The sequence below is a fragment of the Pelosinus sp. sgz500959 genome (assembly GCF_042610375.1).
GTDB lineage: Bacteria > Bacillota > Negativicutes > DSM-13327 > DSM-13327 > CTSoil-075.
Genome location: NZ_JBGJZL010000008.1, coordinates 92,133 through 107,556 on the forward strand (window position 1 = coordinate 92,133; position 15,424 = coordinate 107,556).

General features: G+C 38.2%; 12 protein-coding genes. 2 read left to right on the top strand and 10 right to left on the bottom strand.

Annotated elements, in window-relative coordinates:
- Positions 1 to 46: 46 nt before the first annotated feature.
- From ACAN52_RS13770 to ACAN52_RS13795, 6 genes are all read right to left on the bottom strand, one after another.
- Complete coding sequence (locus ACAN52_RS13770; protein ID WP_378955478.1) at positions 47 to 916, bottom strand: zinc metalloprotease HtpX; 870 nt, start codon at positions 914 to 916, stop codon at positions 47 to 49.
- 25 nt (positions 917 to 941) lie between these two features.
- Positions 942 to 1,382, bottom strand: coding sequence for a type II toxin-antitoxin system RatA family toxin (locus tag ACAN52_RS13775; protein WP_378955479.1), 441 nt, complete (start codon positions 1,380 to 1,382; stop codon positions 942 to 944).
- A gap of 11 nt (positions 1,383 to 1,393) precedes the next feature.
- Positions 1,394 to 2,647, bottom strand: a complete 1,254-nt coding sequence (locus ACAN52_RS13780) for an acetylornithine/succinylornithine family transaminase (RefSeq protein ID WP_378955480.1) — start codon at positions 2,645 to 2,647, stop codon at positions 1,394 to 1,396.
- Between the two features lie 122 nt (positions 2,648 to 2,769).
- Positions 2,770 to 5,895: an efflux RND transporter permease subunit gene (locus ACAN52_RS13785; RefSeq protein WP_378955481.1), complete on the bottom strand. Its 3,126-nt coding sequence runs from the start codon at positions 5,893 to 5,895 to the stop codon at positions 2,770 to 2,772.
- A 37-nt stretch (positions 5,896 to 5,932) separates the two neighbouring features.
- Positions 5,933 to 7,192 (bottom strand): efflux RND transporter periplasmic adaptor subunit, encoded by a 1,260-nt coding sequence (locus ACAN52_RS13790; protein WP_378955482.1) that lies wholly within the window; start codon positions 7,190 to 7,192, stop codon positions 5,933 to 5,935.
- 16 nt (positions 7,193 to 7,208) lie between these two features.
- Positions 7,209 to 7,661 (bottom strand): MarR family winged helix-turn-helix transcriptional regulator, encoded by a 453-nt coding sequence (locus ACAN52_RS13795; protein ID WP_378955483.1) that lies wholly within the window; start codon positions 7,659 to 7,661, stop codon positions 7,209 to 7,211.
- 215 nt (positions 7,662 to 7,876) lie between these two features.
- Here ACAN52_RS13795 and ACAN52_RS13800 point away from each other — a divergent pair, with 215 nt between their 5' ends.
- Positions 7,877 to 8,950 (top strand): M48 family metallopeptidase, encoded by a 1,074-nt coding sequence (locus ACAN52_RS13800; protein WP_378955484.1) that lies wholly within the window; start codon positions 7,877 to 7,879, stop codon positions 8,948 to 8,950.
- Positions 8,951 to 9,050: 100 nt separating this feature from the next.
- On the opposite strand, the gene ACAN52_RS13805 is transcribed toward ACAN52_RS13800, so the two are convergent.
- Together ACAN52_RS13805 and ACAN52_RS13810 are read right to left on the bottom strand one after the other, a co-directional pair.
- Positions 9,051 to 10,184: a polynucleotide adenylyltransferase gene (locus ACAN52_RS13805; RefSeq protein ID WP_378955485.1), complete on the bottom strand. Its 1,134-nt coding sequence runs from the start codon at positions 10,182 to 10,184 to the stop codon at positions 9,051 to 9,053.
- Between the two features lie 546 nt (positions 10,185 to 10,730).
- A complete protein-coding gene (locus ACAN52_RS13810) occupies positions 10,731 to 10,994 on the bottom strand; it encodes a LysM peptidoglycan-binding domain-containing protein (protein ID WP_378955486.1) in 264 nt (87 codons plus the stop codon).
- A 234-nt stretch (positions 10,995 to 11,228) separates the two neighbouring features.
- Between ACAN52_RS13810 and ACAN52_RS13815 the strand changes: the two genes are divergently transcribed.
- Positions 11,229 to 12,476, top strand: a complete 1,248-nt coding sequence (locus ACAN52_RS13815) for a hypothetical protein (RefSeq protein WP_378955488.1) — start codon at positions 11,229 to 11,231, stop codon at positions 12,474 to 12,476.
- Here the strand turns inward: ACAN52_RS13815 and ssnA are convergent.
- Both ssnA and ACAN52_RS13825 read right to left on the bottom strand, forming a co-directional pair.
- Positions 12,469 to 13,797, bottom strand: a complete 1,329-nt coding sequence (ssnA, locus tag ACAN52_RS13820; RefSeq protein ID WP_378955489.1) for a putative aminohydrolase SsnA — start codon at positions 13,795 to 13,797, stop codon at positions 12,469 to 12,471. The genes ACAN52_RS13815 and ssnA overlap by 8 nt on opposite strands.
- A 24-nt stretch (positions 13,798 to 13,821) precedes the next feature.
- A complete protein-coding gene (locus ACAN52_RS13825) occupies positions 13,822 to 15,420 on the bottom strand; it encodes an amidohydrolase family protein (RefSeq protein WP_378955490.1) in 1,599 nt (532 codons plus the stop codon).
- Positions 15,421 to 15,424 lie beyond the last annotated feature (4 nt).

Consider the following 15,424-nt stretch of genomic DNA (forward strand, 5'->3'; position numbering starts at 1 on the left):
ATTTCTTCATCTTAATCTACATCTTTTTGTATATTATATTCAAGTTTTAGCGTGTACGTTTTGACAATTCTGTTAATCGCGCAACACGTTCACCCGTCCCAGGATGAGTACTAAATAAATTTTTTAACCAACTACTACTTCCACTCAGTGGATTAATAATAAACATATGAGAAGTAGCTGGAGTTGCTTCCAGCATCACTTTATTTTGTGCATAATACTCAATTTTTTCTAAGGCACTCGCAAGGGCTAAAGGATTTCCTGAAATACTGCTCCCGACTTCATCAGCTGAGAATTCTCGCAAGCGAGATATACCTAACTGAATCAACGTTGCTGCCAAAGGTGCTAATATGACTAAGCAGATAAATTCAACAAGACTGAAAAGTCCATTCCCTTCCTCATCATCAGTACGCCCAAGACCTAAGAAGGCTGTCCACTGAGCAATATTTGCAATCATCGTGATGACACCAGCGATACTGGCAATCACCGTACTAGTGAGAGTATCCCTATTTTTTATATGAGCTAATTCGTGAGCTATCACGCCCTCTAATTCTTCATATTTCAGAGTGCGCATAAGACCAGTTGTTACGGCTACTGCAGCATGGGTAGGATTACGCCCCGTTGCAAAAGCATTGGGTACATCCGTATTGATAATGTAGACTTTAGGCATTGGCAATTTAGCTTTTTGCACCAAACCAGAAACCATTCGGATTAAGTCAGCAGCATCCTGGGGAGTGACTTCTTTTGCACCATACATACTCAAAACAATGCGATCACTAAACCAATAGCTACCAAAATTCATCAGCAAAGATAAAACAAGCATCATTGTCATACCAATTGTACCGCCAAAAAAAGCCCCTACAGCCAATAATAACCCCGTTAGCCCAGCCAATAAAACTGTCACCCATATCGTACTCAAATTCACATCACCTCACATATCCACATTAAGCACTGATTTCCATCTTTTCCTTAACAGCCCTCAACATATTCATGCTATTGTCACGAACTTTTCTTTTTAAAATAGGATTTAACAGACCTGAAATCATAGGAATACCAAATTCAAAATCTACTGTTAGTTTTATATCAGTTCCCTCAGGAGTTGGTGTCAAGATCCACTCACCAGCCATTTTTTTTAAATCTCCATCAACCTGCTGATAAGAAATATGCATATTTTCATCATCGAAAGTATCAAGTTCTGTCCATTTAATAACCCGCCCATCCACATTTGAAACCCATTTAGTAAGAGTCGTATTCGCTGTCCGTTCTAAGACTTCTACACTCACCAAATCAGCCATAAATTCTGGATATTGTTCCATATTTTTTAAAATTGGATAAATTTTATCCCTCGTACAACCAACTGAAATTGTTACCTCAACATATGGCATAATAAATCCTCCTACAAATCTTCAATCATATCATGAGCGACTTCAACGGCTTCAGCCAATGCCTTCATGACTCTATCAACTAATTCTTGACTCATAATGAGCGGTGGTTCTATACGAATGACTTTAGGGTTATTAAGGGTATAAGCAACTAAAATGCCTTTATTAATCATTTCAGACATCAATACTCCACCAATGCCTTCTTTCGTTAACTCAATACCAATCATCAAACCTTTGCCTCGTACTTCTTGAATCACATCTGGAAATGCTTGTTGTAGTCCATGTAATTTTTCTAGAAAATAAGCACCTGTTTTTGCAGACCGCTCTACAATCTTCTCATCTTGCAAAACACGAATTGCAGCGATGGCAGCTACACATGCTAATGGATTACCACCGAAAGTGGACGTATGTAAAAATGGACTGGTGATATATTTTTCCCATATAGCTGGTGTTGCTGTAAAACCACCAATCGGCATCACACCGCCACCTAGAGCTTTAGCTGTCGTTAAAATATCAGGAACTACATGATAATGATCGACAGCAAACATTTTTCCTGTACGCCCTAGCCCCGTTTGTACTTCATCACAAATCAGCAAGGCACCATAATCGTCACAAAGTTTGCGAACTGCGGGCAAATAATCATCATCAGGGACAATAATGCCCCCTTCTCCTTGAATCGGTTCAATAATAACAGCTGCCGTTTCATCATCCATGGCTGCACGGATTGCTGTGATATCATTAAAAGGAACATGTTCAAAACCATTTAATAAAGGTTTAAAAGGATCACGAAATAAATCACGGCCAGTAGCACTCAAAGCTCCTAGTGTTTTACCATGGAAAGAATTAATAGTAGAAATGACCTTGGTACGTCCAGTATGAATACGAGCCAATTTTAATGCTCCTTCAACAGCTTCAGTACCACTATTACCAATAAAACTATATTGAAGTTCTCCTGGCGTAATCTCAGCTAATAAAGCTGATAAATCAGCCATAGGTTTATTAAAGAGTACTTTACTGGAAAGTGGCATCTTATCCAGTTGTTCTTTCACAGCTTCTACGACCTTGGGATGGCGATGGCCCAAACTAAATACGCCATAACCACCCAAACAATCGATATATTCTTTTCCATTAATGTCACGTATGATACTACCTTCAGCTTCCCACTCTACGGTTGCCAATCCCATAAAGCGAAAAAGTTTTGCCAGGGCAGGATTAATAAAATTTTCATAGTTATCAATAGTTTCACCAATTATCGTTTCTGTCGTCATATACCTACCTCCAAAAAACATTACATTGCTATCCGATAGTATTTCTATTAATAGTAATTAAATTCCTCTTTTATTCATCCATAAGCCTGATCTTTTTAAAAATTTTTACATATTTTCCTATTTTATTTTTCTAAAATTATTTTATTTTTACGTTTAAACCAATTTTTTATTTCTTTAAACCAATTTTTAATTGGATAATCATGAAAAAACATAAAAATAATGGGAATAATAATGAGGGTAAAGACTGTAGAGGTAAGCAGACCTCCAATCAGAACCCAAGCCATACTCACTCTGGTCTCCGATCCTTCTGTCATTGCTAATGCTGTTGGTAACATGCCAACGACCATGGTAATCGTAGTCATAATAATAGGCTTTAATCGAGTTTTCCCTGCTTCAATAATCGCATCATAGGCGTCGATTCCTTGATCCATTAAGGTTAAGGTATAATCGAGCAGCAGTGTACCATTTTTAGCAACTAGCCCATCCATGACCAGTATGCCAATCAACGAATATAAATTAATTGTATTATTGGTTATGACTAAAAACAATAGGGAACCAATAAGCCCTAGGGGAAGAGAGAACATACGAATGAAAGGGGTCAACAGCGATTCGTAAAGAATAGCAAGTAACATATACACTAAAATGAGAGACAAAGCAAGGGCTTGGAGCATCTCACCAAAGGAATCATTCATACTTGTTGCTTGACCAGAAAAACGATAACTTACACCAGGACCTAACTCTTGAGGCGTAATTTTGGTTTTAATTTCATTTAATACTTCCTGTAGCGGCCGATCCGTTATGTTTGCTTGTATGCTAATGGCTCGTTGTTTATCAATCCGCCTTAACATCACCGGTCCTGTTCCTTCATGAATGGTTGCCACATCTCCAAGAAACACTTGACGATTTCCTGCCATAATTGGCAAAGAACGAATATCAGATGCCTTAAAGCCGTCACTTCCTTTAAGTCTGACAATAATATCTGTGTCTTGACCATCATTCGTCGGGTCATTAGCGTAGACACCAGCCGTTTGCCCTGCAATGGCAACACTAAAGTCATTATTGATCTGAGCAATAGATAAATTATAATATTTTAGTCGATCACGATCGACAGTAAGCTGTAATTCAGGCATTCCTTCAGTATAAGAACTGCGAATATCTTTAAGCCCCTTCATGTCAGATAGTAACTTTTGAACTTCATAAGAAGCTTTTACTAAATTATCCATATCAGCACTTAATATTTCAATTTGTACTGGAGCTGAAGGTCCATTACCACCACTACCAGAAACACCTGCAACGGAGCTTTGTGTTTCATTAATTCTTATGATCGCCCCAGGAATGTTTTTGGCAGCATAAGCACGTGCTTCATCCGTCACTTGCCAAACAGTACGTTTTCGATCTTTGCGATCGAGAAGACGAACAGAAATCGTACCATTATTGCTTGTTGGAGTACCTACACTTGATAAACAATTGACAACCTCAGGAACAGAAGCAAAATACTTTTCTAAATTATCAATGATCGTATTAGTTTGATCAATGGTTTTTCCCACTGGTAATTCAACAGAAACCCTAAAACTCCCCTCATCGGTACGAGGCATATATTCTGACCCAATCAATCCAAGAGGAACTAAGGCTACTGAAAGAATGAATAAAACAAGAACGACTGAAACAACTTTCTTAGCATGGAATAAGCTCCAGCGTAAGATTGATTCATATTTTCTTATCACTTTTTGTTCTGCTTTCTCCATCAAATCCCAAATAAATCCTTTTGGCTCAACAATTCCATTTTTAAATAATCGAGAGGCGAGTAAAGGCGTCAATGTAAAGGATACAAACATGGAAAATAAAGTCGCAAAAACAATCGTTAATCCAAATTGCCTAAAAAACTGACCTGTCATACCATTCATAAACGCAATAGGTAAAAATACAACAACATCACAAAGAGTAATGGCAATGGCAGCCATACCAATCTCAGTCCGTCCTTCTTCAGCGGCAATATTGGGCGATTTCCCCATATGCATATGGCGATGGATGTTCTCAAGTACAACAATTGAATCATCCACTAAAATACCAATACACAAAGCCATTCCCATCAATGACATCATATTGAAGGTAAAGCCAGCTACATAAAGAGCAAAAAAGGTTGAGATCAATGATGTAGGAATCGCAACGAGAACAGCGGCCGTCGATCTCCAGCCACGCAGGAAGAGATATAACACAAGCCCTGTCGTAAAAAGACCTTCTACAATATTACCAAATGTATTGTGAAGAGAATTATCAACGAATTGTGACGAATCGGTGATCACTACAAAATTATAATCAGGAAATTCAGCCCTTAAAGAAGCAAGTTGCTCACTTGTCGCTTTACTTGTATCCACAATGTTTGCATCACTATTTTTATAAACAGACAATGAAACAGCATCTGAACCATTTGCACGGCTATAACGACTCACTCGCTTATCTTTTTCACTGATTGTAGCAACATCCTTTAAGGGTACAGCAATTCCATCTCCATTCGTAACTTGTAACTTTGTTATTTCATTTGGAGTTTGATACTGGGCAAGCATCCTCACATCAGTTTGCATTTTATCATTATACAAAGTCCCTGCAGGGAGCAGCAAATTTTCCCCTTTTATCTTACTAACAATCTGACCTAGAGAGAGGTTATAAAAGCGTAGTTTCTGACTATCCACTTCTACAGCAACTTCTTTATCTCGACCACCGTACAGAGTGACCTCAGAAACGCCTTCTGCACGTTGTAAACGTTCTTTGAAAACGTCATTTGCTTTTGTATATAAATCGGATAAAGGTTGCTTTGATGTTACGGCAATTTCAAAAATAGGTGTCGCATTAATATCACGTTTGACAACAACAGGTTCATCCACATTATCTGGAAGTTTACGTCTTACTGCATTCACTTGCTTTGTTGCATCAATCGATGCAATATCAGCATTCGCTGTAAATTCAAACTCAAGAATAATATTCGCATTTTCCGGGCGAGCAATTGAAGTCATATGTTTTAAATGGGCCACAGATGATAGTGAATCTTCTAATGGTTTGATAACTTGTAGTTCCATTTCTTCAGTACCTGCACCAGCATAATGAACTGAAACTGTAACATATGGAGTATTTAAGGCTGGCAGAAGTTCAACACCAATTCGCTGAAAACTATAAAGCCCAAGAACAACAAACAACATAATGATCATTGTTATACCAACAGGTCTTTGTATAGAAAATCGAGTAATATTCATGGAACATCTCCTATGTATAAAAATTCAGTCCCATTCATTATTGAGAAATAGGATTGATCGTCACTGCAATTCCTGATTTAAGACGAGCTAAATTCGTCACTGCTATCTGCTCACCTTCATCGATCCCTGTAAGAATTTCTACACTTGTATCATTCACTAAGCCAAGTTTTACAGTTTTTTCAATGATTTTACTATTGCTATCAATAACAAAAACACGAGAGATTCCATTCATGGAAAGAACAGCTTCTTTGGGTACAAATAAAGTTTTTGATCGCAATAATACTGTTAAATTCGTTCTTGCAAACATCCCTGTTTTAATTTGATCATCAGGATGATCAAGATCCATACGAATGGTAAAAGTTTGTGTCTTAGTATCCATTGCAGGGCTTATATAAGTAATCTTTCCTGCATAGGTTTTTCCCAAGGAATCAACAGAAATAACAGTAGGCATACCTAGAGTAATTTGTCCAATATCTTGTTCTGAAACTGCACAATCAACAAAGATATGACTATTATCAACAATCGATAATAATTTTACCCCAGCTTGCGCCATCGTCCCTACTTCGGCTTGTCGATAGCCAATGATACCCTCGCGCGGTGCACGTAAAATTAGATCATTTTTTTGATTGATCAAAGCATCGACTGTACTCTGAGCTTTATCACTCGCAGCTTGTTTCGACAAAACCGTTGCAGCATTTCCTGCTGCGATTTGCTTAGACCAAGTTTCAAGAGCAGCACGTGCTGTCGTAACTTGTTGCTCCGTATTATCGAGAACTTCTTTTGATATGGCACCTTGTTCATAGAGAGTTTGATAACGTCTTAAACTCGTCATCGCACGCTGATAGTCATCTTGGGCTTTTTGATAACTTGCTTCAAAATTTGCCTGACTTTCAATGGCATCGGCATTAGCTTGTCGTAGGCTCGCTCCATTTTGGGCAATTGATATATCAACATCGCCCATATCCTGAACAATTAAATTCTGACCTTGGGATACATGTTGACCTAACTCCACATTAACCCCAGTGATTCTTCCTGTATATTTAGCAACAATATCCACTTGAAATACAGGTACAGTTTGACCTGTTAGCACAACTTCGCGCGTCATATCTTTACGTGCAACAGTGAGAACATCGACTGCCGGTTTCATCTCTCCTGCTCGCTGTCCTTTCACAGTAGTTTTAGCTTTAAAACCATAAAAAGCGGCGATGAGTAGCAAAATGATACCAATCATAATTAAAATTTTTGTCTTCTGGTTCGTTCCGGGTAAATATTTTTTCAAATGCCTTGCGTCACTCAATGTTTCCACCTCTTAATTATTTTCTGTCAATATTCATACTCTCTTTAAGCTCAATAGCATTTAGTGCCATTCGTTCTATTAATTCATAAGCAATCTTAGCTTCAGTCGGTGAAAATCCAGCAGTAACTGCTTCTGCCCATTTCTTAAGAATTTGGCGAACTTCAGGTTCGATCGCCTTGCCTTTTTCCGTTAAGTAAACTTTATAAGCGCGCCGATCATCAGAATCAATTTGTTTTTCTACATATCCTAAGGATTCTAATTTTCTAATCGAACGAGTTATCGTCCCTTTATCTTTATTGGTAAATTTACTGATCACCTCCTGGGTAATTCCTTCTTGGCGAAATAAACACAAAAGACAGGAATAATGTCCAAGGCCAATTCCGTACTCGACAAAATAGTGATCAAAATATGATTGTCCAATTCGATATAAACACGATATCCATTTTCCTATATATGGCTTCCGGGTCATTAAAATGTCCTCCCTATAAATGTCCATTTGCAATATTTCCATAATACCAGTAAATAGTTGTTTTCACAACTATTTCTCCTCTATTTTTCAATAAAATTCTTATGAAATACATCTTAATGAATCGGATTGCTTGACGGGATGATGTAGATTCTATATGATTAAATTACCATAGTTTCCAACTTTAAAACTGTACAAAAAACAAGGAGGAATTAACATTGTTCTCAAGAATTTTTTTTAAGAAATCAATAATATTTTCGTTAATTACCTGTTTATTGATTATGCCAGCTATTCAATTGAAGAAAGTAGAAGCAGCTACTCTTGCACAAAAACTACTTTATTCTGCGGCGGCGGTCACGCTTGTCACAGCTTATTATAATAATGTTAATGATAAAGGACAAAAAGACAGTCTCGCAACAACACAGAAACAAACTGGTGTTTATCATGATGAAGAAGCAAATCAACGGATACAATCGATTGAAAATCAGCTTAAAAATCCTGGCTTAATAAAAAACAAATACGAAATCTACGCCAATCCTAAAAAAGATTTCAACGCCTTTTGTACTTTAGGCAACGTAATCACCATTAATAAAGGTGCATTGGATACTTTAGACGACGATGAATTAGCACTCGTTATGAGCCATGAAATAGGTCATGGTGAGAAAAAACATGTCGTGACAGGTATTACAAAAGGCGTTAGCCTAGGGTTGGCTGTTGACCTCTTCTTATCCAATAATCAAAATAATACCAGTTATATTTTGTCGGGCATCGGTGCCAATTATATTAATAATGAAATGTTCACTATGGGGCAAGAGTGGGAAGCTGACAACCTAGGTTTTACCTATGCAACAGCTGCTGGTTTTAATCCTGGTGGGGCAGCTGCCTCTATGGTAAAGATGCGTTCAATGTATGGAGAATTACATCACGAAGGATTGGTGGAAGTGATCAATCCTAATAATCATCCTAAAACCAGTGATCGGGTTAATAATTTTTCAGCTAAATTAACTGCCTATAGTAATCAGCATGTACGTGTTAAAAATGACAAGACAGTGATGATCGATAATAAAGAAATCATAACACCGGTTAAAACCAATCGTTACCTAGCAGAAGAACGCGCCTATCTCATTGCTGGAAACTTGGCTAAAGTTTATCATAACAACCTCATAGATACTGCCACCATTGGCGATGATGGAGCCGTCTACATAGGAAATCAAAAGATTTCTACCCTCACTGAAAATGATATAAGCCCTGAGGAACTAGCCAATCGAATCAATGAAGTTAACAATAAATAGTTCTAAACTCTACATACTGAAATAAAAATTTTCAATGAATTTTCTAAAAGAAACCAGCACCTTCTTAACGTTTAGCGTTAAGAAGGTGCTGGTTTTTTAGTTATAATATTTTTCCAATCATCTCAATATGTTTCTTTCTTAACCATTCACCGATTTCTTTCCCTTTTAACTCCTTAGGCATGTCACTTTGCTGAAATGTGCTCATAGCAGCTTTAAAAGTACCCAATACAGGTAAATCTAACCTAGCTCCTCGAGTAACCATATCAAATTCTTCTACACTCAATGCACCACGCCGTAAAGTGCTAATTGCCATTACAATTTTTTCAGCGCTTGGAATTTCTAATAATCCTGTAAACTTATTCATTGTGATTGCCGAATCAAGCCAGTCCCCTGGCAACTTCATCTTATGATCCCAACTTAGTAAAGTCTCCTTATCTAATACTAACCCCAAAGCAGCAAATCTTAGTTTTGGACTTTTGGTCAATTGCGCTACTCCATCTAAAGCGACCATTGCTCTTTCAAAGTTTTCTTTCGGTAAATTTGAGATTTCTTGAAAGGTCACTGGCAATAACTTAGTTTCTGCCAAAACACGAAAAAAAGTACTTGGCTCTTGAGCATCGTTTAAAACCTTTGTCAATTCCATGAGCATACGCTCAGCAGGTTCATCTCTCAGTTCATCTACTACAGCACTTGCTAAAATGAGCGTTTCAGGATGAATTGTAAAACCAAACCGAGCCGATTGACCTGCCAGACGTAAAGAGCGCATTGGATCATCGGGAAAATGCTCACTCGTGGCTCTTAGCAGTTTGCTTTGAATATCTTCAACTCCCTTAAAAGGATCAACAATCTCACCCGTTAAACAATCCATGGCAATGGAGTTGATTGTCGTATCACGTCGATAAAGATCTTCTTCAATTTTTATTTTAGGCTTAGCTGAAACTTTAAAGCCTTTATAGCCACTACTCACTTTTCGTTCCGTTCTCGCAAAGGCTAATTCACATTTTACACCATCAATAAATAAGTGAAATACAGGAAAAGACTTACCGCGTTCCTCAGCATCAGGAAATATGGCTTTAAAGTTTTTCTTCACCATACCAACAATGCAAAAATCGATATCTTTCGGTATGACTCCCATAAATTGATCTCGAACACAACCACCCACCCGAAATACCCGTCCACCACACTCTGCGATTGTTTCAGCAAAAGACTGCTCTGTTAATAAGACTTGGTTCATTATCTATACGCTCCCTCAACTTGACATCATTTTTATATTCATAACTATATCAATAACCCATAAATATGATTTAATTATATACTTAAAATTTGTAAAAACCAAATACCCTCAGAAAAACCCTGGGATTTTGTTTATATAGCAGAATAAATTTTATACTATTTACATCCAGGTAGTATAAAAAAGACTTTTTTATATGAATAAAATGGTTATTTTAGGTAATACTATATGTATCAAATTTTTCTTACGAGGTGACATATGGATAAGTTATTGACTCCGCAAAATCTTTTAAAAGGTTTTAAAATTGCTATCTATGTAAACCTTCTATGCTTAATTTTTTCAATATTTATCGCTGTTGTATGGATCTATATGTTGATTGGATTTTGGGACTGGGAGCACTTATTATATTTATGTATATTTTATAGCGCAAATATCATCCTGACTCTGATCTTAAAAAGGTGGTATCTCATTTATTTACAACGTAAGAAAAAACTTGGCTTATGCTGATTCCTCCGATAAAGTCATAAACTTCAGTGGGAGTAAAATAATTCATTTGACAGGTACTTTTAGCACTTGTCCTGGATAAATGTGAGCATTATTATTCAGACCATTCAACTGTTTAATCGCTTGGGTTAGATCTCTTATATCATCTCTAGCAGTTACATAATGTGTGGCAACTCCCCAGACTGTATCACCAGATTTTACATAAAAAGTTGTATAACAATTTGCTTCAAGATAAGCATTAGAACTAGCTAAAGGTGTAATCGACCATAAAAAGACAATTAAAAAAACAGCCAGCAGGATCCTATTCACATGCAAACACCCCCCTTCTAGAACAAATGTTCTATTTGGGGAAATTATACCACAGTACATATGTTCTTTGCAAGCCGCCTAAAAACTTATCCCCTATAGACAATATCTTCACGTAAAATAAAAACTTTTCGTGAAGATATTGTCTATAAATCCCTTTATACAGAACTAGCTTAGTTATTATGACTTTAAATGGGCATAATAACTAAGCTAGTTCTGTATAAAGGAGAACACTCCATGAGCGATAGTTACACCCCACGGCGCAAAAGATTGGATCTCTCACGATTCGATACGATGCAAATGCATGTTAGACATCCATTGGTAGCTGTTTGGTGGGCCATGTCCTTCGCAGGTTTTGGACAGATGATGGTCGGCAGTTATGTGAAAGGCTACGTGCTAGTACTTCTCGAAATTATTATCAATATGCAGGCAAATTTAAACATGGCAATCGTGTATTCGTTTACAGGACAGTTCGATCTAGCCAAGTCAGTTCTCGATACACGATGGCTTCTAGGTTATGTTCTCGTTTATGTTTATGGTATATGGGATTCCTATAACCTGACCGTGAACACCAATAAACTTGCCGTGCTTGCCGCTAGAGAAAAAGCTCCTATTGATGTATTCAAGATGATCCCCTTTTCCATCAACTATCTGGACAAAAGAGTTCCTTGGATTAGTCTTTTTTGGAGTTTTGTTTTGCCTGGATTAGGGCATATGTACGTTCTTCGGATGGCCACTGGCTATTTTTTAATTGCATTTTGGTTCGTCTGTGCTTATTATTCTCGAATATTCCAAGTTCTACAATTTACCTTGATGGGAGATTTCAGTCAAGCAATCACTGTCGCCGATCCTCAGTGGATGCTCTTCATGCCTTCGATTTATGGTTATGCAGCCTATGAGGCCTACTCCTCGACAGTAGAATTAAACAAAATTTTCGATATCGAACTGGACGAATATCTAGAGAAAAGATACCAGTTATTTCCCCTTGAACTTCCTATTCTAAAAATGAAGGTGGCACTGAAAGTGTTAATAACGGCAACTTTTGACCATTCCCAATTCGTTGAGCTAGCAATCACTGAGCTTGAAAAAAAAGGCATCGCCAAAGAAAAAATTTTGGCGATACCCCTTACACATGAAGAACAAGATTTTGCAATTTTAGATACCATCCATCGGTCCGATGGGGTCAGTATATTCGATACCTCTTCCGTATTTGCCACCGCAGGTATGACACTTGGAGTCATTTATGGCTTTATCTGGCTGTGGGGTCCTATCATTTGGGGACTGATTGGATTAGCAATCGGGGCAATCATAGGATTTGCACTAGATTATCTGTTGACCAAGAGAAAAATATCGACTCAGCGAAAAAGTAAAGCCTCTGAACTAGTGCTTATTGTAAGTTGCGAAAAAACACAAACGGATATGGTAGAAAAAATTCTACGCAATCATACGGCTTTTGGTGTTGGTAAAGTAACAAATATTACATAAATACATCCATTTTATCCCATAAATCTTGGGAAATTCTCTGAGTTTTGGCATAAATCGCGCTGACATCAAAGGGAAACTGTCTATTTTCAAGGATAACCTGACCATTAATAATGACCGTAGTTACATCACGTGAATTCAAACCAAAAGCAATATGCCCACCGATATTTTCAGCCGTTAAAGGCGTCGGAGATTGATAATCAAGAACCGTCAAATCAGCTTTATATCCAGGTGCAACTCGACCGAACTGAGCACTGAAGTAACGAGAAACAAGCTCATTTCCTTTGTATAAAAACTGTAAGTAAGTATCAGGCCATAATGGACCACCCATATCTTTGTGTTTGAAAAAAGCAAATTTCATTTCTTCAAACATATCACTGCCCATACCATCAGTACCTAGCACTAAATTTTTATACATAGATAACTTATTGCTATACCCCACATGATTGTTCATATTCGAACGCGCATTATGTGCTAAAAAAGCGTCATGATCATTGATAATAGCAATATCCTGATCAGATAGGTACACACCGTGGACTAAAAGAGACTTATCATTAATTAAACCAAAATCATTAAGACGCACCATCACATCTTTCCCATATATATGGTGGCTGTGGGACACATCATAACGATCTTCAGCGACATGAATATGCACACCCCGTCTCGTTTCCCATACGGCCTTTGCCATTAATTTAAGAGCAGGATCAGTCATTGTCATTGGAGCATGACCGCCAATCATGGCTTCAACTAAATAGTCATCACCTTTATTTTTTTTATCAGCGTCACAAAGTGTTGCAAAATCAATATTTTCTTGAATGCAAGTCTCAACTTCTTGCATGCCACCATTGCGATCTGTCGTTTCATAGCAAGTAATACCACGGAGTCCTACTTCTTCAAAAGCTTGCTTGAGGACACGAAGGGAACCTTTAATAAAACTTGGCGAAGCATGGTGATCAATCACAGTGGTTGTACCAGCGCGAATGGCTTCAAGAGCGCATATCATTGCGCTATAGTAAAGAACTTCTTCGTCAATGGCTACATCTAGCCGCCACCAAAGGTTTTTAAGCATAGAGATAAAATCAGGGCTGGGGGGAATCTTCGCAGTAATACCGCGAGCCAAACCAGAGTAAAAATGGTTATGACTGCAGACTAGTCCTGGCATTACGAGGGCACCTTTCATATCAAGAATACGATCAGCTTGATAATTTGCCGCCACACTCCTACCAACAGCAATAATTTTGCTACCACTTATCACAATATCTAAACCCGCTTGTACTGTCGCAGGGCTAAAATCAACGACGGTTGCATTTTTCAATATAATCACTAAGTTCTTCCCTCCAATCATCCATCACCCTAACTGTTTCTTACGCAATACCTGCCCCGCCAATATTTTGTGATAGTGACCATTATCGACCACATGATAACCATTAATCAATACATGCTCAATCCCTACTGGATACTGAACTGGATCAACATAGGTTCCTCGATCTCCCACTGTTGCTTCATTAAAGATCACGATATCTGCATAGCAGCCAACTTTAAGGAGTCCTCGTTTTGCCAAACCAAATACCTCAGCCGGTTTACCTGTCATCTTTCTTACTGCGCTTTCTAAAGACAAGGCTTGCTCCTCCCGTACGTATTTACCTAAGACGCGTGGGAATGAGCCAAATACACGAGGATGAGGTTTACCACCGAGCAGTCCATCGGTACAAACATTTTGCTCTGGACAAGTTAAAAAACGAATGACATGCTCTTCTATACCATAAAAATCAACCATCCCAACAGCATTTTCTTCTTGATATAAAAGGTCAAACGTTGCTTGATAAGCATCTTTTCCGCGTATTTGACCGATTTCTAGCAAACTTTTGCCAATGAGGTCTTGGTTTGCAGACGTTTTTACACTCGTAACAAAAATCTGATCGACTCCTGCAAAATCAACGAAATTATCCCAACCTGGCAAGCCTTGCTCCATATCATCAATCATTTTTTGCCGCAATTCATGATCTAGCAGTCGCTCTAAGAGTTTATCTGTCCCTCCATCGTGAGCCCACGGTGGTAGAATCACACCGAGCATGGTACTACCAGCGACATAAGGATATTGATCAAAAGACACTCGAATTCCTTCGGCCTGCGCCTGTGCTAACAACTCTACTACTTGATCAATGACATGCCAATTTTTTTTGCCACAAACTTTAAAATGAGAGAAGTGAATCTTAACTCCTGACTGCCGGCCAATCTCAATGACTTCTGCCATTGATTCTAAAATCGTATCTGCTTCACTACGTTGATGTACAACAAAAACGCCATCGTATTCAGCTACAACTTTGCACATATCAATCATTTCTTGGGTTCGCGAGTAAGCGCACGGCATATAGATCAAACCTGTCGACAGTCCATAAGCGCCCGATTCAATCTCACGCCGGGTAATTGCACACATTTTATGAATTTCAGCCTCAGTTGGTTGGCGATTATCCAGCCCCATAGCCTCCATACGGATATTGCCATGGGGAACCAGATAACTTTCATTAAGGCCTACTCCTTGCTTTTCCATCCGCTCCAAATAACCATCCACCGTTTTATAGGTCCAATCAAGTTCATCACTATCACCATCAAGTCCAGCCAAATTTTTACGCCAAGGACTAATATAAGTAAGAGGCAAAGGCGCCATAGAAATTCCATCTTGCCCTAACACTTCTGTGGTGACGCCTTGGCGAATCTTAGCTTCAATATATGGATTTAGTAGTATTTGCAGGTCTGAATGACTATGAGTGTCAATAAAACCTGGGGCAACAATCAATCCTGTTGCATCAATGACTCTGTCACCTGGTTGCTCTTTGATCTGGCCCACGTTCACAATGCGTCCTTTTTGGATTTCTAGATTACCGCTAAAAGGTTTTCCGCCTGTACCATCAACGATCATGCCGTTTATAATGATGGTTCTCATCATTCTC

Coding starts and splice junctions, on each gene's coding strand:
- ACAN52_RS13775 (WP_378955479.1), bottom strand. CDS start 1,382: ATGCCATATGTTGAGGTAACAATTTCAGTTGGTTGTACGAGGGATAAA.
- ACAN52_RS13780 (WP_378955480.1), bottom strand. CDS start 2,647: ATGACGACAGAAACGATAATTGGTGAAACTATTGATAACTATGAAAAT.
- ACAN52_RS13785 (WP_378955481.1), bottom strand. CDS start 5,895: ATGAATATTACTCGATTTTCTATACAAAGACCTGTTGGTATAACAATG.
- ACAN52_RS13795 (WP_378955483.1), bottom strand. CDS start 7,661: ATGACCCGGAAGCCATATATAGGAAAATGGATATCGTGTTTATATCGA.
- ACAN52_RS13805 (WP_378955485.1), bottom strand. CDS start 10,184: ATGAACCAAGTCTTATTAACAGAGCAGTCTTTTGCTGAAACAATCGCA.
- ACAN52_RS13815 (WP_378955488.1), top strand. CDS start 11,229: ATGAGCGATAGTTACACCCCACGGCGCAAAAGATTGGATCTCTCACGA.
- ACAN52_RS13825 (WP_378955490.1), bottom strand. CDS start 15,420: ATGATGAGAACCATCATTATAAACGGCATGATCGTTGATGGTACAGGC.